The sequence below is a fragment of the Marinomonas maritima genome, from assembly GCF_024435075.2.
Taxonomy (GTDB): domain Bacteria; phylum Pseudomonadota; class Gammaproteobacteria; order Pseudomonadales; family Marinomonadaceae; genus Marinomonas; species Marinomonas maritima.
Genome location: NZ_JAMZEG020000002.1, coordinates 509,984 through 534,209, shown reverse-complemented (window position 1 = coordinate 534,209; position 24,226 = coordinate 509,984). Strand labels below are relative to the sequence as shown.

At 44.2% G+C, this 24,226-nt stretch carries 21 protein-coding genes and 1 other RNA gene; 5 read left to right on the top strand and 17 right to left on the bottom strand.

Annotation, left to right across the window (positions count from 1 at the left end; genetic code table 11):
- The 11 genes from tssB to M3I01_RS08490 all read right to left on the bottom strand — a co-directional run bounded on the left by tssB (position 1) and on the right by M3I01_RS08490 (position 13,066).
- Positions 1 to 513 (bottom strand): type VI secretion system contractile sheath small subunit, encoded by a 513-nt coding sequence (tssB, locus tag M3I01_RS08540; RefSeq protein WP_255895374.1) that lies wholly within the window; start codon positions 511 to 513, stop codon positions 1 to 3.
- A gap of 105 nt (positions 514 to 618) precedes the next feature.
- Complete coding sequence (gene tssA / locus M3I01_RS08535; RefSeq protein ID WP_255895373.1) at positions 619 to 1,728, bottom strand: type VI secretion system protein TssA; 1,110 nt, start codon at positions 1,726 to 1,728, stop codon at positions 619 to 621.
- 24 nt (positions 1,729 to 1,752) lie between these two features.
- On the bottom strand, positions 1,753 to 2,877 hold the full coding sequence (locus tag M3I01_RS08530; RefSeq protein WP_255895372.1) for a tetratricopeptide repeat protein: 1,125 nt from the start codon (positions 2,875 to 2,877) through the stop codon (positions 1,753 to 1,755).
- 2 nt (positions 2,878 to 2,879) lie between these two features.
- On the bottom strand, positions 2,880 to 3,614 hold the full coding sequence (locus M3I01_RS08525) for a PP2C family protein-serine/threonine phosphatase (RefSeq protein ID WP_255895371.1): 735 nt from the start codon (positions 3,612 to 3,614) through the stop codon (positions 2,880 to 2,882).
- A gap of 8 nt (positions 3,615 to 3,622) precedes the next feature.
- Positions 3,623 to 4,333 (bottom strand): type VI secretion system-associated protein TagF, encoded by a 711-nt coding sequence (gene tagF, locus M3I01_RS08520; RefSeq protein WP_255895370.1) that lies wholly within the window; start codon positions 4,331 to 4,333, stop codon positions 3,623 to 3,625.
- Complete coding sequence (gene tssM / locus M3I01_RS08515; protein ID WP_275565029.1) at positions 4,333 to 7,881, bottom strand: type VI secretion system membrane subunit TssM; 3,549 nt, start codon at positions 7,879 to 7,881, stop codon at positions 4,333 to 4,335. The genes tagF and tssM overlap by 1 nt, the downstream gene beginning before the upstream one ends.
- On the bottom strand, positions 7,881 to 9,203 hold the full coding sequence (tssL, locus tag M3I01_RS08510) for a type VI secretion system protein TssL, long form (protein WP_255895367.1): 1,323 nt from the start codon (positions 9,201 to 9,203) through the stop codon (positions 7,881 to 7,883). The genes tssM and tssL overlap by 1 nt, the downstream gene beginning before the upstream one ends.
- A 23-nt stretch (positions 9,204 to 9,226) precedes the next feature.
- Positions 9,227 to 10,549 (bottom strand): type VI secretion system baseplate subunit TssK, encoded by a 1,323-nt coding sequence (tssK, locus tag M3I01_RS08505; protein ID WP_255895366.1) that lies wholly within the window; start codon positions 10,547 to 10,549, stop codon positions 9,227 to 9,229.
- A 6-nt stretch (positions 10,550 to 10,555) separates the two neighbouring features.
- Entirely contained in the window at positions 10,556 to 11,062 is a 507-nt protein-coding gene (tssJ, locus tag M3I01_RS08500; protein ID WP_255895365.1) for a type VI secretion system lipoprotein TssJ, read from the bottom strand.
- Entirely contained in the window at positions 11,059 to 12,612 is a 1,554-nt protein-coding gene (tagH, locus tag M3I01_RS08495; protein ID WP_275565028.1) for a type VI secretion system-associated FHA domain protein TagH, read from the bottom strand. Before tagH ends, tssJ begins: the two co-directional genes overlap by 4 nt.
- Before the next feature lie 298 nt (positions 12,613 to 12,910).
- Positions 12,911 to 13,066 carry an ACT domain-containing protein gene (locus tag M3I01_RS08490; RefSeq protein WP_275565097.1) on the bottom strand — a complete coding sequence of 52 codons (156 nt, stop codon included), beginning with the start codon at positions 13,064 to 13,066 and terminating at the stop codon, positions 12,911 to 12,913.
- 253 nt (positions 13,067 to 13,319) lie between these two features.
- Here M3I01_RS08490 and M3I01_RS08485 point away from each other — a divergent pair.
- Positions 13,320 to 14,470 (top strand): IS3 family transposase gene (locus tag M3I01_RS08485; protein WP_275565027.1). Its coding sequence is split into 2 segments (ribosomal slippage): positions 13,320 to 13,557 and positions 13,557 to 14,470, totalling 1,152 coding nucleotides; the frame shifts between segments, so codons are not numbered across the junction.
- Here the strand turns inward: M3I01_RS08485 and M3I01_RS08480 are convergent.
- Together M3I01_RS08480 and ffs are read right to left on the bottom strand one after the other, a co-directional pair.
- Positions 14,467 to 15,006 (bottom strand): Tn7 transposase TnsA N-terminal domain-containing protein, encoded by a 540-nt coding sequence (locus tag M3I01_RS08480; RefSeq protein ID WP_255895362.1) that lies wholly within the window; start codon positions 15,004 to 15,006, stop codon positions 14,467 to 14,469. The genes M3I01_RS08485 and M3I01_RS08480 overlap by 4 nt on opposite strands.
- 114 nt (positions 15,007 to 15,120) lie before the next feature.
- An RNA gene (gene ffs / locus M3I01_RS08475) (signal recognition particle sRNA small type) lies at positions 15,121 to 15,217 on the bottom strand.
- Between the two features lie 208 nt (positions 15,218 to 15,425).
- On the opposite strand from ffs, the gene M3I01_RS08470 reads away from it, so the two are divergent.
- Positions 15,426 to 16,304 carry a 6-carboxytetrahydropterin synthase gene (locus tag M3I01_RS08470; RefSeq protein WP_255895361.1) on the top strand — a complete coding sequence of 293 codons (879 nt, stop codon included), beginning with the start codon at positions 15,426 to 15,428 and terminating at the stop codon, positions 16,302 to 16,304.
- Positions 16,305 to 16,361: 57 nt separating this feature from the next.
- Complete coding sequence (hisI, locus tag M3I01_RS08465; RefSeq protein WP_255895360.1) at positions 16,362 to 16,775, top strand: phosphoribosyl-AMP cyclohydrolase; 414 nt, start codon at positions 16,362 to 16,364, stop codon at positions 16,773 to 16,775.
- Between the two features lie 231 nt (positions 16,776 to 17,006).
- Here hisI and M3I01_RS08460 read toward each other — a convergent pair whose 3' ends face one another.
- Complete coding sequence (locus M3I01_RS08460; RefSeq protein ID WP_255895359.1) at positions 17,007 to 17,168, bottom strand: hypothetical protein; 162 nt, start codon at positions 17,166 to 17,168, stop codon at positions 17,007 to 17,009.
- Here M3I01_RS08460 and M3I01_RS08455 point away from each other — a divergent pair.
- Positions 17,161 to 18,759 carry a methyl-accepting chemotaxis protein gene (locus M3I01_RS08455; RefSeq protein WP_255895358.1) on the top strand — a complete coding sequence of 533 codons (1,599 nt, stop codon included), beginning with the start codon at positions 17,161 to 17,163 and terminating at the stop codon, positions 18,757 to 18,759. The genes M3I01_RS08460 and M3I01_RS08455 overlap by 8 nt on opposite strands.
- A gap of 81 nt (positions 18,760 to 18,840) precedes the next feature.
- Entirely contained in the window at positions 18,841 to 19,626 is a 786-nt protein-coding gene (locus M3I01_RS08450) for a class II glutamine amidotransferase (RefSeq protein ID WP_255895356.1), read from the top strand.
- 78 nt (positions 19,627 to 19,704) lie between these two features.
- Here M3I01_RS08450 and M3I01_RS08445 read toward each other — a convergent pair whose 3' ends face one another.
- From M3I01_RS08445 to M3I01_RS08435, 3 genes are read right to left on the bottom strand one after another with little or no spacing between them, the layout of a single operon-like run.
- A complete protein-coding gene (locus tag M3I01_RS08445) occupies positions 19,705 to 20,664 on the bottom strand; it encodes an isopenicillin N synthase family dioxygenase (protein ID WP_255895355.1) in 960 nt (319 codons plus the stop codon).
- Positions 20,665 to 20,684: 20 nt separating this feature from the next.
- Complete coding sequence (locus tag M3I01_RS08440; protein ID WP_255895354.1) at positions 20,685 to 22,991, bottom strand: ATP-dependent helicase; 2,307 nt, start codon at positions 22,989 to 22,991, stop codon at positions 20,685 to 20,687.
- Between the two features lie 59 nt (positions 22,992 to 23,050).
- A complete protein-coding gene (locus M3I01_RS08435; protein ID WP_275565026.1) occupies positions 23,051 to 24,193 on the bottom strand; it encodes a succinylglutamate desuccinylase/aspartoacylase family protein in 1,143 nt (380 codons plus the stop codon).
- Positions 24,194 to 24,226 lie beyond the last annotated feature (33 nt).

Here is a 24,226-nt window from a genome sequence, read left to right as displayed (position 1 = left end):
CTAGTTTACATCACTGTCTTGCAGTTCATTGGAAAGCCTCTGTACGCTATCAGTACTTTGCAACACTTGCTCTAGCAAAGACTCCAACTCTTCAGAGCGATCGGCCTTAGTCAGCAGGTCACGCAGTTTGTTACGTGTATCCAGCAGTTTTTTCAATGGCTCAACTTGCTCGACAACCTGACCAGGTTCGAAGTCATTCATCGAACGAAACTTCAAATCGACTGGAATAGTGCCTTCTTGATCGGTCAATTTATTATCGACTTTAAACGCTAAACCAGGTTCAAGCTTGGCCATCACATCGTTTAGATTGTCACGGTCAATTTGTACAAACTTACGATCTTTTAGGCTCTTCAATGGCGCACCTGGATTATTCCCGGTGAATTCCCCCATGATCCCCATTACAAACGGCAGCTCTTTAACAACAACGGCGCCCTCTGTTTCAACATCGTAAGTGATATGAACTCGTGGCTTACGAACCCGTTCTAACTTTTTGTGAATACTTTCACTACTCATGTTTCGTCCTCGACTATTCCTTTATTTCGTATTTGCTCTGGCTTAAGTGCTTGAACAAACATCTCGAACTGATACGCGTACCACTCAATCGCGCATACAATTTAATTAGCTCCCGGTATTCGGGTTTAAGCCAATTAGGCGGAAGAACTGTTGCCGTGCATTATCATCGTCCAATAGTTCTTCCATTAACTCAGCCAAGCTCATTCTTCCCCAACGCTCTACCCGTTTCATCTGGTGGGACAATGGTGAATGAGGCTCTGTATTTTCAAAAAACAAACTAAGTCTTGAGGTCATCACCAAGGCCTCTTCTCGAGAGGCTGGGTAATAGCTGGCAGGATCAATTGCGCCTACGCGCGTGATTGGTTTTGATTCAATCTGATCGCTTTCCTCAACCTCTTCTGACTCCGGTATGTCTTCAGGATCTACAGAACGAGCTTCAATATGAGCAATAACTTTCAAGGCTTCCTGAGCCACCGACAGCGTATTTTTTATGGCAGACGTTGGCGGTGCATCAAAGCCGCACATGTCATTCAAAAAGCTTTCTAGGGAAATAAAGCTTTCTTTGGCAGCGTGCACTGCATCAGCGGTGGCACGTATTGCCGTTAGGTCATTGCCATGAACCAATTTTTGTAACTGGGCAATGGTTTTCTCACCACTATCTGTTCGACGCTTTAGTTTATTTTGGTCTTGAATTTGGGCCAGCTCACAGGCCTTGATATAATCCCATACCAAAACTGGCTCTTGCTCATTACTGTACATAAAAGGTGCCATGCGAATCGGCATAATTAGGGTGCCTTCGCCGTTGTCACCATTTAAGCCACTTAACGGATAAAGAGTCGCTTGAATGCCATCTTCATCTGGGCGAGGGTACATGTCCCCCCAATATTGACGGATAAGCTGATCTGCTAACTCTAAGGATTGAGCTAGACCTTGGAAGCCTTCTAATCGGATGCTGGCTTCAATAAGCCATGCAAGTACTTCCACATCCTTTGAGCATTGAGACAACACAACAAGACATTCGTCTCTGATAGGCTCCCATTCAGCAGTCAGGCCTTGTAAGTCCTCCAGCTGAACAACTTGTCGCTCTTCTGCTCGAATACGGTTACGCAGGTCACGTAATGTAAAATATTGCTCACTAAAGTCTGCGTGTTCGCGGATATCAAATCCAGCAGGAGCATCTTGGGTGATTGGCGTAAGTACGCTACTAAGTTCCATACCATCCCTGTCATACGAATTTGTTCAGTCAATTGATTCTTGAATCGTTTTCAACCTTTCTAGCAATTGCATACATCTCGCTCGGTAGACACTTGCCTGTGAATAAGTTGGATCTACACTTAGCACTTGATCAAACTCGTTAACGGCTTGCTCAAGCTTTTGCTCTTGATAAAACGTTAGACCACGAGCATAAGGCTGTTCAATTAATTCACGCTTTAAATCACTTAGGACTTGTCGCCCTTCGATAGAAAGATTTGATGCAGAGACTAACAGAGAATAAGCTGTCTTGGGTGAGCCTTTACGATATTCAGACAAACCTTTTACCTCTTTTTTAGACTCAGCAAGAACTTCCTTAAAGTTATGCTTTATTTTCCCCTCATTCGGCTGAGGGTGCTCATTTAAATTGTCGATTTCTGGTGATTGATTAGCACCAGTTTCATTAGAACTTTTATCTAATAAAATTGTTTTTTCCGGCTCAGAAAGAACGACTACGTCAGCTTTTTTAGCTGTAGGCACTGTTTTCATATCGATTTTTTTTACACTTTCCTTTCGATTGGGCAAGCTGGATTTGTAAGCTTTTTTAATAGGTAAAGGTTTTGAAACCTTCTTTTTAAGGGGAATCCAAAGCTGTCTTTTCTCATCTAGGTTTATTCCAGAAAGCTTATTTAAACGCATCAAGAATATTAACCCACCTGTATTGCCATAAAATCGTTCAGCAATGCTTTTCAAATTATCATTTGCTTTGGTGATATAAACGACCTTATCCGCATTCAGGTCAAATCCTTCATTAACCGCTAACACAGCTAATTCGCTAGATATTTGATTGTAAAAATCGATCGCTTCCGAATTATCTTGATCTTGATAGAAGACTTTACCTAACTCAAGACGAGCTTGATCATAATCCGCAGACACATAAACCCACTGCTTCGCTTTTTCTATAAGATCACTTGGACTTTCAGAGGAAGGTGTCAGTGTTATTACACCAATACGCTCCATGCCAATATAGCTGTCGATGCTCGGTTCAATCTGTTGTTGATCCGCTACAGTGACAGTTTGCCAGCTTTTAAGCGCACGATCTTCAGCGTTCTGAAAAGCCGAACACCCTGATAACACCAATAAAGTTGAGAGACTGTACAATACTACCCTCATAGTCACGTCCCTTCTTTATCTACAATTAACGCGGTGACATTATCGGTCGCTTGCTTTGCTATGGCCATGTTGATCAAGTTAGCTATGGCTCGGTTTTTATCTTCGCTGTAATAAATAATTTTTGCCATCTCAAGTTGGCTAATGATGTTTGACAATCCATCGCTGCACATCATAAAGACATCACTGTCGCCTAGCTCAATATCAAGCTCTTCAATTTCACAGTAGGCGCTCGCACCCAACGCTCTGGTTAACATATGATTACTAGGGTGATCAGAATTCGACATATCTAAGACACCTTGATTGGCCAATTCTTGAAACTGGGTATGGTCTTCCGTCATTAACTCAAACGCCAGATCTCTCATGCGATAAAGACGAGAGTCGCCCACCCATAGCACCTTCGCTTGGCGATCATGAATAATTAAAATGACGATAGTCGTTCCTATAACCTCCTGCTCATAAAAGCTGCTGGACATAGCACAAAGAGACTGATTCACCTCATGAATCGTGTCTTTAACCGCTTGAGTCACTTGTTCAATAGAGGCGAACTGTTGGCGCTGTAAGCCTTCAAGACTTTGCGTGGCCAAATGACTGGCGATGCCACCTTCTTTGTGGCCGCCCATTCCATCGGCTATACACCAAACGCCAATCTGATCAAGAGCCGTTAGGCTGTCCTGATTTTCTTTACGAAGTGGTCCAATATCCGTTTGTCCGTGCCCAGTCCAACTTGGCTTAGTCATAGTTAACCTTAGCTTTGCATTGCTTTATGTTTACTTTGAATACTTACTGCTGTACCAGTTAACAAAAACTCATATTCGCTTGGTATTGGTAAGTCACGGCATTTAAAAAACGGTTTTTGATATTTATTGATATCACTTGAAGTCCACAAAAGAACGCCGTCTAACTGCGCCAATGGCCGCTGTAAAAACACATTATTAGACGTGGAAGGTTGCTCACAACTAAACTCCAATGCCTCAGAATTTAGGGAGTTTGGTAGCACTAGCTCTTGACCAAAATTAAAGCCTTCAAGCTTATTAGCTAAAAGTCTTTTAAGTTGTAAAAAGTTAAGCTGCTGCTGTAGCGCACTCATAGCCACCTCTTCCATGACTTTAAACAGATCAGTGCACTCCTTAAACAACCATTCGACTGTCAACGACTTGAACTCTGTTTCAAATACTATAAAAAGCGGAAAATATCGCCCTAAAGCATCAACACTGGGGACCATAACCCCCACCCATTCGTGCGTACGAAGCTCATTTTTTGGCACAACCATGCGCCAAATCGGCGACACTAAATAAGCTGGAAGCCATTTGCTCTCGCTCATTTTCTCACGACTGTGAAACATAACCGTTTGTGCCCAGTCATACAGTTCATTAGAAATGTCGGCATGAAGGGTGTCAGATATAAAATCTGGGTGGGCAGGCACCTTACCATATATACCTACTTTTAAGACTGACATTATTGACACCTCACTTGCTGTAACTCAGACATTAGAAACGGGTTATAAACACTCCCAGCACGTAGCTCAAGGGAGATTGAATAAGTGTTATTAAGGGTAAAACCAAGCAGGTAACGCTCGCTGTCAACACGTCGAATTTTAGCCCGATCAAATAACTTAAACAGCGCCCAATCCCCTTGCTCAGTAATCGATTCTTGACCATCACCTGTGACAATGACTAAGCGAGCCAAACCACGCTCGGCATGCCCATCAGACTCAGGCCACTGAAAGCGCTTCCCTCGTTGAGGACCGTGCGCATAGGTCATTTGCTGTCCGTTAATTATTAAGCTCATCCGCAAAATAGACTTGTCCATGCTGATAGGCTTCAACTCAAAGTTGATATTTGGATTGGGGTGCCCGTTACGATAAAAGGTATCTCGAATCACCCGGCCTGTTTCAAGCTGCGTTAACACCTCATCGGAAAAACCAAGGCTAATACCATTTGTCGTATTCCACTGCCAAGGACGGCGAGTCGTGTCGACATAATCAATCATCACTTCGTCAAAATAACTTTCTACAATTCCACTTGGACCAAAGTAAGCGCTCACATCATCCAATGTTGCTTCTCTTTTGCTGGATTTGTCGAACGGATAGCGCCCCTCAATCATCGCTTTACATTGCTGAACCACATCATTTTCCCAACGACGCTCCATGTAGCCTTTTGCATCGGTGGTCGTTAATCGACGAGCATTATCGGTCACTCGGCCAATGAAGCCGGCTAATGGCTGAGGGAAACGAGAAGCCTCTACATCTATTTCACGCAGGACAGCAGAAGGTCCATTAGGATCAGACGTATTTTGGAAAGCCGCCTTACCTCGATTTAAAGAGCCATCCATTGCACTCATATACACATACAGCTCATCCAAAAGCTTAAGTGTTTCATTAATTGGCGGAGCACTCCCTTCACTGGCCTCAACCATTAAATTAAGGTCTTTAAAGTACGTAACAACTGGGTTTTCTGGCCTCTCAAATTGCTCAACAGGCGCTTTATTGTTAATCGAAGTTAAGACCGATGAAACATTACTCATCACGCCTTCTGTTGACTCTGTTGGCAACACAGAGAACGCTTCAGCTGAGGTGTGCTTTTTAATACCTTGCAACAACCCTATCAGGGGGGAATCATCACGAGACAATCGCTTTAGAAGCAACAGGCTTTCTTGGTTAGAACGCACTGGCTTAAACGCAATGCTTTCAATGTAGCCACGCCACTGAGACAAATAATCCTCTAAATACAAACGCTCAACTTGTCTGAATAATCGGTCGCCATTCACACCAACGGCCGATAAACCATACTCATCCCCCATCACCCACTCATCCGTAAGTTGATCTTGAATCAGGATATGGCGTTGTTTAATAAAGTAATGTTGATACGCAGTTGCGGTATAAAACCCATTAATGCCTGCCGTAAGCTTCTGCCCGTTATTAAAACGGAATAAATAAATAGAATCCGCACCAACAGCGTCTACCAGTCGAAACTCACCCAGTTCAGGGTTATTTAAACCATCTTGTTTTAGATGGGCGTAAAAACGGCGCGCGGGCGGTTGTTTACTTAAAATGGTACGCGCACTGGCAATCAGCTCCTCGTTAGGCTGCAGCGCTGGCAGAGCAGGCATAAATTCCATTAAGGCATTCAAGTGTTCTTGCAAACGGTTAATCAGCTCTTGCTGACGAGCATTGGGCAAACTTTTCTGCCAATCCCGTTCAAACCATCCACTCACCACATCCGCGTCAAAATGCTGCGAGTCAGATAACATCAAGTAAACCCTCAATGTTTCATAAAGCGCATCTGCACTGCTTCGCTCTTGGTACATAGCCTCTTCCAAGCGCGCCATAATGCGAGGCAAGAAGCTTTTATAAAGCAGCCGTTTATAAGCTTCTATCGCCTCTTGACCCAGCTTATCACCTTGATACAAGCCCATTTGGAATACCGACTGCAGACGGCTAGCATCTTTATCAACATAGCCTGTCGTAATATTGCGCACTTTATCTAACGCTGGCAGAGGCGCCATCAGGTTATGATCGTAAGCACTGATATTGCTAATTTCATCCTGCGCTGCCGCAATGTCCTGCCCCACTTGCACAATCAGCTGTTTGTTATCGAAGTAGCTATAGATCCAATAACTGGAGAGTCCTAATGTCATTAGTGCTGCGGCACCATAAGCGGCCAAATGCATCCACAACATACGTCGCTCTTGTTTAATGTTAACGCCTGCAAGACCCGACTCTTTGAAAATTACCTTTGTCATTAAGTTATGCAGGAAGTATGCCTTACCCTTGCCAGCACGATGGGATGAGGTATCGCTCTTAAGGCCGAAATTCGCACCCAATGAGCTGATGACGCGGTCAAGCGTCGTACCATCTTGTGTACCACTGGTGAAATACACACCACGTAACAAAGGTTGCGTTTCATAACGTGTTGGTTTGAATATTTCGCCCAAGAAGGTCGCAATAGGTGCTTGCAGCAACCCTAATGTACGAGGGAAAACATAGATTAGCTCGCGGCGATTCACATCACTTTCCGCCTGCAGTCGGCTAGACTCTCGCGATTGAATTCGCTCTTGCAAAGTACGGTATTCGGTTAAGAAATCAGGTACAACATCCTGTTCTTGATCTTCACTGACAGGGAACGTCATACCCCACACTTGAGCTCGATCTTCTTTGCCTAAATCGTCAAAATACTCACTAAAACCAGGCATTAAATCGCTTTTAGTGAGCGTAACGTAGACAGGAAAACGAATTTTAAAGGTTTCTTGGAACTCTTGGATTCTCTGTTTAATAAACTTAGCGTGAGCAATCAACTCAGATTCAGGCAATCTTAAAAAATAATCCACGGGAAAAGAGACAATCAAACCATTAATCGGCTTACGAGATCGGAACTTTTTCAACAACCCTAAAAAGCCTTTCCATTCAGCCTCATCTAACTCACTTTGATTATTTTGAGTCGTATAACGCCCTGCGGTATCCAGCAATACTGCTTCATCAGTAAACCACCAGTCACAGTTTCTGGTACCGCCCACCCCTTTTACCGATGCGCCAACGGAATCCATTAAAGGGAAATGTAAATCTGAGTTTAATAGAGCGGTCGTTTTACCCGCACCTGACGGACCAATAATCGCGTACCAAGGCAAAACATATAAATAACTTCCTCGTCCGCCTTCTTTGGTTTTTACCTTCTTAAGCGCTTCTAGAGCAGACTCGAATTTACCTTTCAGCTCAGCGACTTCTGCCTCACCAACCGCTGCTTGTGGAACATCTGGCTTTTCAGTCATCTCTTTGGCCAACGCAGCGTTATTTCGCTTGCGACCAATATATTGCTTCAGCTTGTAGCCCCCCGCCATAGCAAACATAGACGCTATGCCGACAATACGTGTCATAGATGATCCAAAAGGCGTACTGCCACCGATACTGATCATTGGCAGAACAAACCAAATCAATATGGCAACAATAACCAGTGCAAGCAGCCACAACAGGCCCTTAAAAAGACGTAGGAATGACGTCATAAAACGCATTAGTTACTCCCTCCTTGGGAACGCCAAATCACATTGGAAAGCAAAGCAATTTCTACTCGACGATTTTGAGCTCGACCATCACGGGTGCTGTTATCTGCCACTGGTTGACTGTCGGCTTTTGCTTCAGACTTAAAGCGTTGATTTTCGTTTGTATAGTCGCGCAATTCAGTTGCTACTGCTTCCGCTCGAGCTTTCGATAAATGCCAGTTTGATGGAAATTGAAGTGTATTGATCGGCTGGTTATCGGAATGACCTTCTACCAATACAGAACCTTCGACCTCAAGTAACGCTTGAGCGACTCGCCTCACCAGAGTGTCGTATTTAGACGTCAGTTGGGCACGGCCTGAGCGAAAAAATAAATCACCTTGCATAATTATTCGTACATTAGCGTTGCGCTCTTCCACCTTAACCAAACCCTGCGCTATCTCAGGTTTCAAGAATTCTCGAAGCGTCTGCAGTGCCGAGACATCAATAATGCGCGGACGATCCAGCGTTGTAACCGTCTGTTCAGATAAACCAGTAAGCTGGTGGTAAGGCGGGTTAGAGGACTGATTTAAAGCATACAGCAGAATAAACAAAAGTAGCGCTAAGACACCACTAAGCACGGCAACAAAGACCCACAACGGCACAAACCGACGCAGCCCTTGATTACTCATACTTTCACCCTGCCAGTTTGCTGAAAGGTAACGTGCTGGATCCTTACGCTGAGTACTGATTAACCGGTACAAGCGTGATTTGATTTGCATAAGCTTACCAGCACGATCTTCCTCAACGGCATAGCGCCCTTCAAAGCCCAGCGAAAGGCAGACATACATCAACTCAAGCAGATCAATGTTGCCCGCGGGATCTTTTTCAAGATTCTCAAGCATGACAAAAAAGTTCTCGCCACCCCACGTCTCTTTATGAAATAGGCTTAGTAATGAATCATTTTGCCAATCACTTTGCCCACCCCAAGGGGTATTCAATACAGCCTCATCTAATACCGTGCATAAAACATAGCGACCAATCATCACTGTGCGAGCATCGATCCCCGCTTTACGAGCGGAGCCTTCATAGACCTCTATTTCCTCAACGATCTGTTGACGTAACAAAGCCAAGCTAGGATTGGTTTGAGACTTACGAATAGCAGGCACCAAAGACAGCAACTTAAATGCAGTACTCTCTAGGCGATTAAGCCCTGAACACGTGAATTTTTCAGGGTCATCAAATAACCCTGACCAATTAACGTCGCCCTGCGCACTTGTAGAGGGTGCTTGCTCTGAAAGGGAAGTTTGCCCGCCAGGCATAGGAATGATGACAGTGCGATTACCATTAAAATCCATTTTCAAACTCTTCCTGTAAGTCGTTATTTAATAACCCAGAGTTCCAAGGAAATACCTGGGAACTGGCTACCTACATGTAATGCAAGGCCTTTACTATCAACAACATCTTGCCACCACTTGCCTTGCGTCTTGAGTTCGAAGTACACAGCGCCAGAATAAAATGGAATTTGTCGAGGCGCAGAGGCCAAAGGATCAATTTGAATACCAGGCAGCTGCTTATTGACCAAATTATTGATTCTTTCGATCGAGCCAATTTTTGCCTGCATAGGTAACTGACGACGTAACTCATCATTCGGCATTTCAGCTCGTGCGCACAAGACAAAACTTGCACTGGATTCAAGCTGAGGAATATAGCCAATGCGAATCCCAAAGCCTTTGTTCTCAAGCTCTATCTGGATGGCACTTTGATCTAATAGCAAGCTCAACGGCTGCTGCAACAATGGTTCAAAGCTTTCAAACGTTACTTGCAAATCATCATGCAAATAAGGTGGCGCGGACGCCAAACGCTTATCTTGATGCGTAAATGTTGCTAGCTCACTAGCAAGCTGAGCAAACAATTGATAGACACGTTCGGGATGAACACTGTCTGCTGCTAAGTAATGCTCTAAAATAGGTTGATACCGATTCAACATCTGCAGCAACAGAAAGTCAGCCATTTCAACGCCATTACCATCAGCTAAAGACTTCAAACGCTCTGCCAACAAAATCGTACGCTTCTGCACTAACCCTTGAACATCCCGAACAATGTTGACTAAGGCTGCACTCGACTGCACGTCTAACGCTGCAGGAATGAAGCGCTCATCAAGCTCTATCGCTTTATTTTTTACCGATTTTACTTTAGCGATTGCAATGGCAGAATACTGTTTCGGTCCATCTCGCTCAGTAACAACGCGTACTTTTTTACTGGCAAGCTCGATGTCGGCAGCGGTATTAGAGCTGCTAACGATATCCGGTACCTCCATATGACTTAGGCGATAACGCGCATTGCTGTCATCCGCATTTTGGCGATCAATATCGTTTGCACCGGCCCGCCAAATAGGTAAGACCAAATATATGAGTAGACCTTCGTCTTTCTCTTGTATAACGATGGGGTCAGGAATGCCATCTTCACTAGGCATATCAATGATGCTACCGTCGGGAAGAAATGCTCGACATTTCTTAATCACAAAGTGCCCTAAACGCAGTGCAGCGACATCAAACTCTAATTCAGATATTCCCCAACCATAGCTGTGTAACTGATGCGTAAGGGAAGCAAAACTCCATTCCAAATGACGATCTTGCTGCTGAAAATGCTGAGGCCGAATAAATGCCCCTTCCTGCCATGCAACTTTCCTGTGCCAACTCATGCAAATTCACTCTTGCTCAACTATTAGGGAAACCTGATCTTCACTGGCTTTTGCCTGTAAAGTCATTCGCTTATGGGAACCGATTAAACGCAGTAAAAAACCCCGTTCATCGCGTACTCGAATGGAGTCATGCCAGATAGCGTTATCTAAATCTCTATAACCTGCCACAACTCCGATAAACTGTGTATTTATGTCTAAGTCTGTATCTACAAAAACCTCTTCACTAGGCTTCACAATAAAAATACGTGTATCCAGTAAACTCGAGGCTAAAGGCTTCTCAGTAAACAAGTCGAAGAAATCGGCTTGATGAAACTCTGTTAAAGAGTTTAGTTGATACAAGCGAATCTCTATTGGTGAAGGTCTGCCTTGTATATCTGGATTGAGGTCCTCTGACGCCTTTATTTTGAACACCAGCGTCACTGCATTTTCATCCGCATCGGAAAATGGATTTAAAGAGCACCCTATCAAGAACAAACAACTAAAAACCATTCCCTTTAGAAGTCTCGATTTCATCGCAACTTCCTCAACTGACTTTCGTAGGCTTTACCAAACTCATTAGAAAATAGATCTTGGAACTCGTCTTCCATCATCGTACAAATATCTTGGTAGTAATCTTGATACTCACGCCAATAATCTGTTTTACCTCGAGCCAGCAAACCTTTGTTATAACGCGGGCGTACGTCAAACTTTTGCACCAGTTTTTGTGGCTCAAAGCGACTCAATAAATGTGAAAACGCCCCCTGAATACCAGACATCATCGCGAGCTGATGGGCTTGAATGTCTTTGAAACCTTCTTGTATCGCATTTTCAGCAGGCAAATACGCTGCCGAATCGGCCATCAACATGGTCTTCAAAGCTTCATCTCCAGATGGCGACAGTTTCAGAGGGTTATTATCAACGGGGCGTATCATCGTTTGCTGTAAACGAAACTCACTTTTTACCATATTGCGAGTGGCTAACGTTTCCGTTGTCCCTTGAGCAAACTGTCTTAACATACGCCCAATTTGCAGTGCCATTTCTGTATGGTCTTTACCTTTATAGAGGTGTTCAGGGAGTCCTGCTTCCTTCATCATTAGCTCAAACAAGTCATTATTCTCTGATGTCTCTTGAGATACCGGTGTTGATTGAGCGGCAGCCTGCGTCGAGGGTTTACTAGTAGGCATAACATAAGGCTCTGCTTTGGGCGGCGTCTCTGTTTTTTCAAGCGAACCCAACTCTTGCGTTGTCAAAACACTCGCTTGGCTCGTTACCTCACCCCCTTCAGCTTGCGCCACAGGTCCTGCAGTTTGAGACATTTCTTCATGAACTGCTGCTGTTTCACTTTCATTTCCAGCCACTAAATCGAGCCAGTTATCAGGAATGGCATCATGACTATTATCTTTCGCATGAGGCGTCTCAGTGTCATGCTTCTGATCTGGCTGAGCAGCAGACTGCACTTTAGGCGGTACGTAGTAGGCTTTTTCTGGCGCAATGGGCCGTAGCAGCTCACTGATTGTAGGGTCTGGTGATAAGGCACTAGCCGGGGCTACGCTTGAATTCACTAATTCACTGACCGCCGTTTTATGAGAATCTTGGTCCGCTTTGACAGGATCAGTATGAGTCAGTACATCTCGAACAACGTCAGACACCGATGCGGATTTCATATCACGCGATTCGGCTTCTTGCATAGCTTCCGCAATAATAGTGCTTTGATCCAACTCTTGGTGGGTTGGTGTTTCGGCCAAGCTTTCTGAATAAGCATCACTTCCGATTATATCGGCATAAACAGTGTACTCACCAATCACTAGCACATCACCCTGCTTTAACACTTGGCTTCGGCCACGTCCAAGAGGGTCAGATGAACCGTTTAGATAAACACCATTGGTGCTGATATCGGTGAGATGAAACTCATTATTCTTACGATGAATCACACAGTGTTTATTAGAAATATGAAGTCTAGGATCGGGCAATACCCAAGAATTGTCGCTTCCACGGCCAATGGAATAGACATCAGCATCCACTAAAACACTAGAGCGATTACCTAGTAACTCTTTTCCCTGATGAGCAGTAAGCTTCAAATCCATGAATAATTAACCCTTTAAAAACACAAAAGCTTTAATCAAAGACGAACGAAGAACCGAGACACTTTGCACCACACTCAACCTTCACCTCTATACGGGTACACTTTTAACATCAGTTACATTATTAAATCTAACTCCCGCGCAAAACATTCATTTTTTTAAAGCAGTCTTTACATTTTGCAGGCAAGAACCTACACAAAACTTTCAAAGCGAGAAACCTTAAAAGAGTGTTGCTTTATGCTTGCCTAATTAACTATGTCACTACAAGCTGTTCAAAATTACGCAGTGCATTGACCAGTGCCTATTGGTGTTCCAAGGCAACAGATACGGTTAAAATACTGGCAAACTTATCCGCTAGATGCACCATACGGCTTTCTAACCAGTTACCGAGATGACGTGAAATAGTATCGGACAAACGCTCAACAAGACCGGGGCGACCTTCCCCAATAAAACTCAGTACAAGAAGCTATGACATGGCTTTTTCCATCAATATTTTTAGAATTTTGGCGTATTTGTTTTTCAGAGATCAATAGCAACTTATAACCTAAATCATTATAAGCATTACACTTCAAAACAAACTCTTCATGTTTGACTTCGATGTATTCAATTTCGCCACTTACCTTAACAACTTTAAAATCTAGCGTGTGGTATGGACCCACTTTAATAGACATCTCATAGCTATATAATAATAAGTAAACATGAGGTGAATTATGAGTGGAAAACGTTATACCGATGAGTTCAAAATTGAAGCTGTTAAACAAGTCACTGAGCGCGGCTATAAGATTGCAGAAGTGGCTGAGCGACTTGGCGTTAGTTACAAAAGTATGCATGATTGGATTGCCCGATACAGCAAACCTGAAGCGAATAGAAAAGCGGACGATTCAGCTCTGTCGGAGATTCAGCAACTCAAAGCTGAACTTAAACGGGTGACCGAAGAGAGGGACATTCTAAAGGAGGCCGCCGTGTACTTTGCCGGGGAGTCAAAGAAAAGTACACGTTCATAAAATCACGGCTCCATGACTATTCTATTATTGTCTTGTGTCGAACGCTGCAAGTCCATAGGAGCGGTTTTTATGCTTGGCTAAGTTGTCCAAAAAGTCGACGAGAACAAGAAGATGACCAACTTGCCATCGACATTAAAACGCACTGGCTTAAAAGTGGTTGTGTTTATGGCTACCGCAACATCACCAAAGACCTAAAGGGAGAAGGCAAGTCTTGTGGAAAGAATCGAGTGCTAAGGGTGATGCGCCGCGAGGGCTTAAAAGCACTAATAGGCTATAAACGTCGCCCTGTTTTTCATCATGGATCTAAACGTAATACAGCCCCAAATACACTCAATAGAGTGTTTATTGTCCCAGAACCAGATCAAGTATGGGTGACCGATTTCACGTACATCCGGACAAAAGAAGGCTGGCTTTACGTGACCGTCGTTGTTGATCTATTTTCTAGATTGATCGTAGGGTGGTCGATGAGATCAAGGGCGACAGCAGAGTCCGTTATTGATGCTTTACTCATGGCGATTTGGCGACGACGCCCCACAAAAAGAGTATTGGTACACTCAGATCAAGGCGCTCAATATACCTCGAAAGATTGGCAAACCTTCTTAAAAGATAATAATCTGGAAGCCAGTATGAGTCGCCGTGGTAACTGCCATGATAATCCTGTTGCGGAAAGCTTTTTCTCATTGTTAAAAAAAGAAAGAGTACGCAATCGAACCTACAAAACAAGAAGTGATGCTCGTTCAGAGGTTTTTGATTATATCGAATGCTTTTATAATCCAAAGCGACACCATGGATCAAATAATGGATTATCGCCACTGCAATATGAGAAGCGGTATTTTACGGAGCTAGAAACTGTCTAGGAAATTGGGTCCATACCATGCCTCTCAGACACCAGAATTAATTTGTATCCCAGAGTGTTGTAAGCAGCCCTTTTGCACTCAAACTCTTCGCGAAACTTCTGAGTAGAGTGAATTTGTTCAGGCTTTATCTCAATATATTCAATCTCACCTGTATCCTTCACGATCTTGAAGTCCGGTGTATAACGGCGAACTTTATTGTCCGCTTGATACTCTATGCCGGTGGGCTGGGATTCAAATGCAGCAATGGAAGAAGAAAATTCAAGATGAAAGCAAGCGTCAAACTCTAAACCGCTCTCACACATAATAGTTGAACGGTTTTTCCTACTAACGAATTTGTAGATATTTTTATTGGGACTTGGGTTGCGAAGGTTGCGAAGGTTGCGAAGGTTGCGAAGGTTGCGAAGGTTGCGAAGGTTGCGAAGGTTGCGAAGGTTGCGAAGGTTGCGAAGGTTGCGAAGGTTGCGAAGGTTGCGAAGGTTGCGAAGGTTGCGAAGGTTGCGAAGGTTGCGAAGGTTGCGAAGGTTGCGATTGTACATAACCCATACCTTTAAGTTGTAACTAAATAACAACTTAAAAATAGACTATGACACCATATAGTGCAAATTTGACAGCTTATGCTTCAATTAATAAGGGAGAGATTAAGGTGGCACCTCTACCAGCCGCACCTCGGCACACAAGTCCACCGCTGTGGCTGCTTCCTTCCGGATCTGACCAGGTTCACGGTTTATCGTTGCGAGGGGACCAGCAGAGACACCATAAAGGAGGCTTGTTGACCTTGGGGCGCAATTATACGCAGCCAAATTGAAATATCAACCGCCTTTCTTACGTATTTTCAAATACTTAAAAAAATACCTCTATTTCATTGTCCTAGTGCTTTTTCCTACGTTGCACCACTCTATATCGACTTATTTATTTACGGTAAGATACCCGCCATTAAGCATTGAGGAGTCGCACGTTGAAGCTATTTGTAAAAAACCTGACCCATGTAGATTTATCGTACTTCGATACGGAACGTGGTCTGTTGGGTGAAAGCTGGCAGACGGACATCGTTCTGACTGGTAAGTTAAATGACGAGAGCATGATTTGCGATTTTAGTATTGTTAAGAAGCACATCAAAAAATGGTTAGATGATCACATCGATCACATGCTAGCCATTCCTGCTGAGCATGTAGGGTCGTCTTTAACCAAGCTAACCAATGATCGCGTTTCGTTTCGCTTTGATCATAGTAAAGAAAACCCAGACGACAGCCGTCGCTTTCAATGTGACGCGCCAACTCAGGCTATTTGCGTTTTACCAATGGCGAAAATTACGCCGGATGCTGCCGCCAAGTGGGTTGAATCACAAATATTGAACTTGTTACCAGCGGAGCTTGAAGCGGTTAGTGTGCGTTTCTCACCAGAAAAAATTGACGGCGCAGAATACCAATATAGCCACGGTTTGAAAAAGCACGCTGGTAATTGCCAGCGTATTGCCCATGGTCATCGTTCTACGGTTGGAATATACGCCGATGGTATTCGTAATGATGCCATGGAAAAAGACTGGGCAGATCGCTGGAAAGATATTTATTTAGGCACACAAGAAGACTTAGATAAATTCATTGAAGAAGACGGCCGTCGTTATCATTGTTTTAGCTACACCAGCCAACAAGGGTTATTTGAACTCATGATAGACAGCAATCAAGTATACATGTTGGATTGCGATACCACGGTGGAATCCCTCTCTGCTCATATTGCAAACGTATTGGCTCAAGAAAACCCTGGTACGCACATTGAAGCTCATGGCTTTGAAGGTATCGGCAAAGGGGCGATTTCAGACAGCAAGGTGTCTCTCTAAAGGCATTTTTTACAAAAGTACTCTCAGCAGAAGGTGCTTTCTACAGAAGGTAACAACATGAGTTTAAAAGCGTACGAAAATCTGGCCAAGGGTGACAAACTGTCGCTAGACACGGTACTAGCGAATTTAAAAACAGATGAACATGGTTTGATCGCCGCCATTGCGCAACAACACGATACTGGCGAAGTATTAATGCTGGCTTACATGAATGAAAAATCGATTCGTGAAACCTTGGATACAGGGCAAGTCTGTTACTGGTCTCGCTCTCGTCAAACATACTGGCGCAAGGGTGAAAGCTCTGGTCATCGTCAGACGTTAGTGTCTATGTCGTTTGACTGTGACGGTGACTGCATCCTACTCAAAGTAAATCAGAAAGGTCCTGCTTGTCATACGAATCGCCGTGATTGTTTCTTTTTTACAGTTGATGGCAACGACGTCGTGATCAGTTCGGCACCCTCTTCTGACAAGTAACGCAACAAACGCACAGAAATGAAGCATTTTGTAGAAATACCACTATGCTTCTTTCTTCATTTCACGTTATCTTTATAAGCATCAGTTTTTATTGCACATTTCACTCTTCTACGAGCCATTGAAATTAATCATTAAAAACTTCGTTAACTGAGCATTCTCAAAACCAATCAAAATTTTGCCAAATTCAGATTAAAAAGTACACGTTACGCAGTCTAGTTAAAGGTTGCATTCCTAGAGTGAAGGAACACAACTTGATTGGCATAAGTATTGCTGGAAAGAGACATCACCAAACATCGTTAATTCATTGGATTTAAACATGCTGAATTTTTCCGTACGAACAAAAATACTCTCACTCATCGCACTTTTTTCATTGGTGATTGTTGGCATGAGCATAAGCTCTGCCCTTTCAAGTAAATCTGTGTCGTCTGAGTTACAGAGCCTCTCATCGCAGAGCCTCCAATTAATGAAAAACCTAGAAAAAAGTCGTCAGTTATTACTCCAACAATCTGTCGAATTTGAGCGTGGTTTTTTCCAAGTGTCTATCGCGAAATCCATGGGTGGATATGGAACGGAGCAAATCGCAGAATCGGCTGAAAAATTTAAAACCTACACAGATGAGATGATCGCTAGTATAGAAAATGTCAAAAGCATTCTTGGCACTATGCCAAAGAATGACGGTTTAAACAGTCTTTTTGAACAAATTACCACCCTTGAAGAGCAGCAAGCGATTTTCCTAGAAGCCAGTACAGAAACTTACAGCTGGTGGGTGAAACTAAAAACAATGCAGGCCAGCAAAGCTCGACGTTTGGCAGATGCCAGCCTAATCACCGTAAACGAACAAATGGAAGTTATTATTGCTTCTATCGATGAATACAACACCGCCGTTGCTGAAAACCAAAATGACAAACTAGACCAGACTATTTATGCCAGCGGCGTATTGGCGGCGGTATTGATTGCTATCGGCATTACGGTCAGCATTATTATTGTAAACGGTATATGCAAACCACTCATTAAAGCCGTACGACGTGCAGAAGAAATTGCGTCAGGTGAGTTAGTTCAATCTAAAGTTGCTAGTACACGTAAAGATGAAATTGGCATGTTAGAAACAGCAATGGACAAACTGGTTGTTCAGCTTAGCAGCATCTTACACGATGTTTCCGAGTCCAGCGCCATGCTAACCAACGCGGCCAACGACCTAAACCGCATTACGGACGAATCATCCGAAATGGTAGATCGTCAGCAAGAAGAAACAAACCAAATATCTCAAGCCATACAAGAAATACAGGCAACCTCCGTTCATGTGTCCGAATCTACTGCCGATGCAAGCCAAGCGGCCCATAATGCCGAAACTGCCGCCAATGAAGGCACGGTTATTGTTACTAAAACCATTAGTAGCATTCAAGAGTTGGCCACAGAAATATCCAGTTCAGCCGCAACAATAAATGAACTTCAATCCAATACGAAAGAGATCAGCAGTATTCTGAATGTTATTTTAGGTATCGCAGAACAAACCAACCTACTCGCTTTAAACGCGGCCATTGAAGCGGCGCGTGCTGGTGAACAAGGACGAGGCTTTGCTGTTGTCGCAGACGAAGTACGCCATTTGGCTCAGAACACGCAAGACGCTACTCAGCAAATCGAAAAAATGATCACCCTTTTACAAAGTGGTACTACCTCCGCCGTAAAAGCCATGACATCAAGTCATCAGCGCTCTACCGACGCCGTAAATCAGGTCAAGCACGAAGAAGTATCTTTACAAAATATCAACCAGTCTGTGTCTAAGATTCGTGAAATGAATGATAGAATCTCTGCAACGGCAGAAGAGCAAGCATCCGTCACCTCTGAAGTAAGTCGTAATGTCGCGAACATCACTGACATTACGTCCAGAACAACGAAATCCATACATTCCATTAGCCAATCGGCGGAGCAATTGGCAGCGTTAGCCACTCAATTATCCGCTAAAATCAGCTATTTCAATGTCTAGCCCTGTCACAAAAATAGCGTTTTAAATTAAGATAAAAAGAGAAGTAAATCGCTTCTCTTTTTATCACTCTAGGAGAAACACATGTGTCGTTGGATGGCGTATCAAGGGGATTCCGTCTACCTTGAGTCATTGCTCTTTAAACAAGAGCATTCTTTAATACACCAAAGCTTAAGCGCAAGAAAATCAGAAGTCACCGTAAATGCCGACGGTTTTGGCTTAGGCTGGTACGATGAACGAGAAGAACCCGGCCTGTATCACGAAGTATTGCCAGCCTGGAGCGATAGTAATTTAAAAAGTCTGGCCAAACATATTAAAAGCGGCTTATTCTTTGCCCATGTTCGCTCTTCAACCGGTACAGAAACCAACCGCTCTAATTGCCATCCATTCAGTTACAAAAATTGGTTGTTCATGCACAACGGTCAAATTGGCGGCTATGAATCTTTACGCTGGCAGTTGGATCGTCTGATTCCCGAGTACCTATATAGCCATCGACACGGCGCGACAGATTCAGAAGTTATTTTTTTGTTGATGATTGCCAATGGTTTAGAAGCCAATCCAGAACATGCGATCAGCGTTACTTTGACGCAAATCATCGACATGATGAAGCTCAAAAAAATTGAAGACCCGCTGCGTTTTACTGCCGTATTTTCAGACGGTGAAGACATTATTGCGGTGCGTTTTTCCAGCGACGAACAAGCGCCAAGCCTGTATTGCAAAGAATTCGATCATCACATTGTGATTGGTTCTGAACCATTAGATCTATCGAGCGATAGCTGGACACTGGTTCCTGCGGGTCACATAGCAAGAATCAATAAAAATAAATATCACATTAAACCATTACCAGAATTATTAAAAATGACCGCTTAGCGGTCATTTTTTTACCCTGCTTTTGGCAACGGCTTAGTCCGTACCGTTTAGCCTTTACCGCTAACGAGAAGGCGAGAATTAAAGCGCTTCATCTTTTTCTCTGTAAGCGTACGTTGCATCAAAACGCGATTGAATCCAATCACCGCTTAATATGGCGTCGTATTTCGCTGGTTTTTGTTCAGTTGCGCAGCTTGGAACGCAAGTGACGCTGGTCTCGTAGTCAGGCTCGACAAAGAACGGAAACGAGTAACGATGAACATCGGGTAAAGACGCTCGCACTCGGTGCGCTGTCGACACGTATTCATCGTTGGTCCAGCGTTGCATCAAGTCACCAATATTCACCACTAGCGCATTATCAATCGGCGTCGCATCGACCCACTCACCTTGGCGGTTTTTCACCTGTAAACCACCAATCTGATCTTGCAATAACAAGGTCACACAACCGTAATCCGTATGAGCGCCCGCGCCATTATCATGGTCGTTTGCTGGACGTGGCGGATAATGAATCATCCGCAATACCGTCACGTGATCGGTAAAACAACGAGTGAAGAAATCATCGTCTAAAGACAGCGCTTGCGCCATCGCTGTTAGCAATTTTTGCGCGACGGTGAACGCTTCTACATAGTAATCTTGTAAAATTTCTACCGTCTTAGGGTTCATTGGGTTTTGATTTGGCCCATACATGGTCGGGTATTTTGCCACCAAGGGATGGTTGGCAGGAAAATCCAACGCCATATCAAAGGTTTCTTTCCAATCCGCATGGCTCACTTCGTCCAGCTGCTCTTCACCAATATTACCGTAGCCACGATGGTTAATGCTGTTCTTGATATCGATGGTATTTTTATCTTCTTGCGGCAGATTAAAGAAGCGCTTGGCTTCGCGCATCAACGCCGCCATCAATTCTTTTGGTATGCCCGTATTGGTTAGGTAAAAGAAACCTATTTCTCGGCACGCGGTGTCTAAACTGCGTATTTCATCTTGGCGAATCAAATCACTCTCATGGGTTAATTTAGCTAGATCAATCAAAGGAATGGACATCTTGTTTCTCTTATTCAAAATTACGTTCGTGAAGACAGTTTAATTAATTGAGTATGTTTCGGATTAAAACGTTTTAGGCCAATCTCGCCAAAATCAACGAAGATCATCTGTTTCTCGCCTTGCTCTTGTCGCACCACAACGCCTTGTCCAAACTGGTCATGACGTACTTTGTCGCCCGGTTTCAAATGACTTTTACCTTCCACCCGATGACGAAAAGTCAATAATGGCGACGGTGTCACGGCATTCAAATAACGCTGAAAAACCGAGCCTTTTTCTGTATCAATGGGATCGTCATTGGCCTCAACATACCACGCTTCACAGATTCGACTGACCGCATAAGGTTGAGCTTCAAACACAAATCTCGACAAGGACAAGCTCTTTAGCGCAGCGCGCGGAATATCACCTTGTTTCATCCGTTTATGCTCATCTGACGTTGGTGTTTCTAGTAACACTAACTTCTGTTTAGCCCGCGTAATGGCCACATAAAACAAACGTCGCTCTGAAGCTAGATCCATCGCGGCTTGCTTATCTATCGCGCTGAGGTCTTCCTCGTAATAAGGGAAACGCCCCTCTTGTAAACCCGACAGTAATACTTGATCGAACTCCAACCCTTTGGATTTATGAATCGTCATCAAATGCACGCCGTGGCTGTCATCGGTATGTCGTTCGTTCAAAGCGGCCAGTTGCTCTAAAATCGATTTTGCGTCACCACCTACGCCGCGAACATAGGCCATAAACGCATCACAGGTGGCGATTTTTTCTTGAGTTTGAATATCCTTACTGCTGGTGCTTTCAAAGTAACGATAAATACCCAGCTTCTCCAAAGTGTGAGCCAAACCTTGTGCGGGATCAGTACGATAAATGGTTAAACTGCGTAACCAATCCGCTCGTTCATACAGTTTTTTGGCGCGCCAACCCTCTGTGGCATCCGCGACGGATTCGATAATTTGTGGCAATAAATGCGGCGATTGCTTGGCTTGCTGAATCAAGGTTTTACGTTGCGCAAACGAACCACCAAGGCTCGGTACGGTGAGTAAATATTCAATATCATCAGGACGAAAGAACGCACTTGTGCTTTCTAAGCCACCAGCAATCACCGCCAAATACGCCATCAACATACGAATTTGACGGTTTTCCAACAATGGCGAATCGCCGTGCAACTGATACGGCACGCCTTTGTGCATCAAAGCCAATTGCACCGGCACCATATCACTGTACAAACGCACTAATACTGCCGTATCACTCAAGGCTTTGCCTTCATCAACCCACGCTTTTAACTCACCTAACAACGCCTTGCCGGTTTTTGGCGCACGAGCAAAGGACACTCGAGTACGCTCCCCCGCGCCAATCACTAAAGCGTCTGGATCATTTTCGCTTATCACGCTCGACGCCATTAACCCCACCGCATGACCAAAACGAAAGCTGGTGCTCAGCGGATACGTCGCAACCTTGGCAAAGTCTTCATCAAATTGTGTCGCCATGATGTCTGGACTTGCGCCACGCCATTCATAAATACATTGCTGCACATCGCCAACAATCATCCATTGGCAAGGCGCCGGATAAAGCTGCTTAAGCAACTCGTATTGGCAAGGGTTAATGTCTTGAAATTCGTCAATAAGAAGATAACGGAAGTCCGGTACCAAACCGCGTATTCGGACTCTCTCTGGCTCGGCAAGTTCGCTAATTAACTCGTAAGGGTCACTGAGTAAATCCGCAAAAAAACGAATATTGTTGCGTTTTCGGAGCCGTTCTAATTCATCGTATAACGCGGGGAAGAACTGACGCTCTTTTGACCAACCTAAGGCTTCAAACACGATAGAAGCCGATAAGTCCGAGGCTTTAACTTGATCGATAAAAAGCAACACGTCTTCGAGCCAGTCTTTCTCGTCTAACATGGCGATTTTTTCGCCGTTTCGAACCAAGCGCTGCAAGGCTTCGCGGAGCATCTTTATCAAGCTAAAGTCATCAGTGACCAGCTTTGCTGACGGTAGCCAACCTTGCTGTTCTAATCGGCGGCAGAACTTCATACCAAACGCATGAAAGGTCATCACACTCGGTGAACGGAAGTGCCCGACCGACATAAGTCGCTTACTCAAACGATCTGCAAACTCTTCCTGAGCGCTTTTATTAAACATGAACACGCCAATATGAGACGGATCCACACCTTGCACCAATAGATGCTCGATACGTGAAATGAGTGTAGTGGTTTTTCCTGCACCCGCCACGGCAATCACTTTCGCGGGTGTCATAAGGTCATGATGGACAACAAGCGTCTGCTCATCGGTTAATGAGGTATGAGCCTCTATTTTAGGTTGTGCTTGTATCAAAATAATCTTGCCTAGTGTTAAAACTTACTAATCTTCGAACGTGCTAGTCTTCGGACGTGCTAGTCTTCGAAAAGGTGCCCAATTTCACGAAAAGCAAGATGCTCCCTACCGGCGATTTTTGCGATGGATTCGCCATACACCACCAAACGTCGTTGCACTCGAGCAAAAAACACACCATTGGTGCGAGCAATCAAAGGGTAACTGGAGGTATCAACATCGTCTTCCATCAGATTAACCACTTCGCCAATTTCCTCGCCCGCTTCGACTTCCTCGCCGATGGTTTTGTGATAACACACAATACCAGCGCACGGCGCTTTCACTAAGTCCATGGCATCTAATGGATAATATTTTACGTCACTGTCGTCAATGATGGGCGCTTCGCCGGACACGACGTCGCGCAGTATCAAATAATCGAACAGCGCTTTGGCATCCTGTTGTGCTAATCCCTCTGAAATGTCATTTTCACCGCGCAATTCAACGGTCAAAGAACGACTGCCCCAAGGCACTAGATGCGCGTAATGGGCTTTTAAATCCCGCCACACGCTGACATTGGTTTCATCAAACGATGCCGCACCGGTTTCTAATTCTGACAAACCAACGTTGGCATCCAGTAACGCCAACAAAGGCCTAAAGTGATCCTCAAATTCTTGTGCCACATACGCATGCATACAAGCTTCGCCAGAACAATGCAGATCGATAATGTCATCGGCGTCCATCGACAACGCCAACAACATCTTTTTCATACCTTGTAACTCGGTATTCTCTGGCAATAACGTCAGCTCTTCTCGAATCGCCTTGCGAATCAGCGTGACATTCGTTTCCGCATCACCCGTCACATCGTCTTTAATGCGTTTGTGTACTTTCGAACCGAGCTGAGGCCAGTTGCGATTAAAATTACCGCCACCATCCGAAAAGGCAAAGCGCCCCGGAATGTAACCGTGGAAATTCTGCGCCAAGCCAATCGGATTCGCCACTGGCACAATAACGATTTCACCTTGGATCAAGTCCGCTTTGTCTGCTTTTTTCAGCAGCTTAATCAGTCTATTCAACACCAAAAAGCCAGGCCATTCGTCAGCATGAAGACCCGCTTGAAAATACACTTTAGGGCGAGCGCCCGCTTCACCAAAATGATGTGCTTTTAAAATGCGCTGGGTACCGGGTGTCGCACTCGGCAAGACATGAGAATAAATTTGATAAGACATAACACCTCGTACATTACTGTGCTCATATTATAA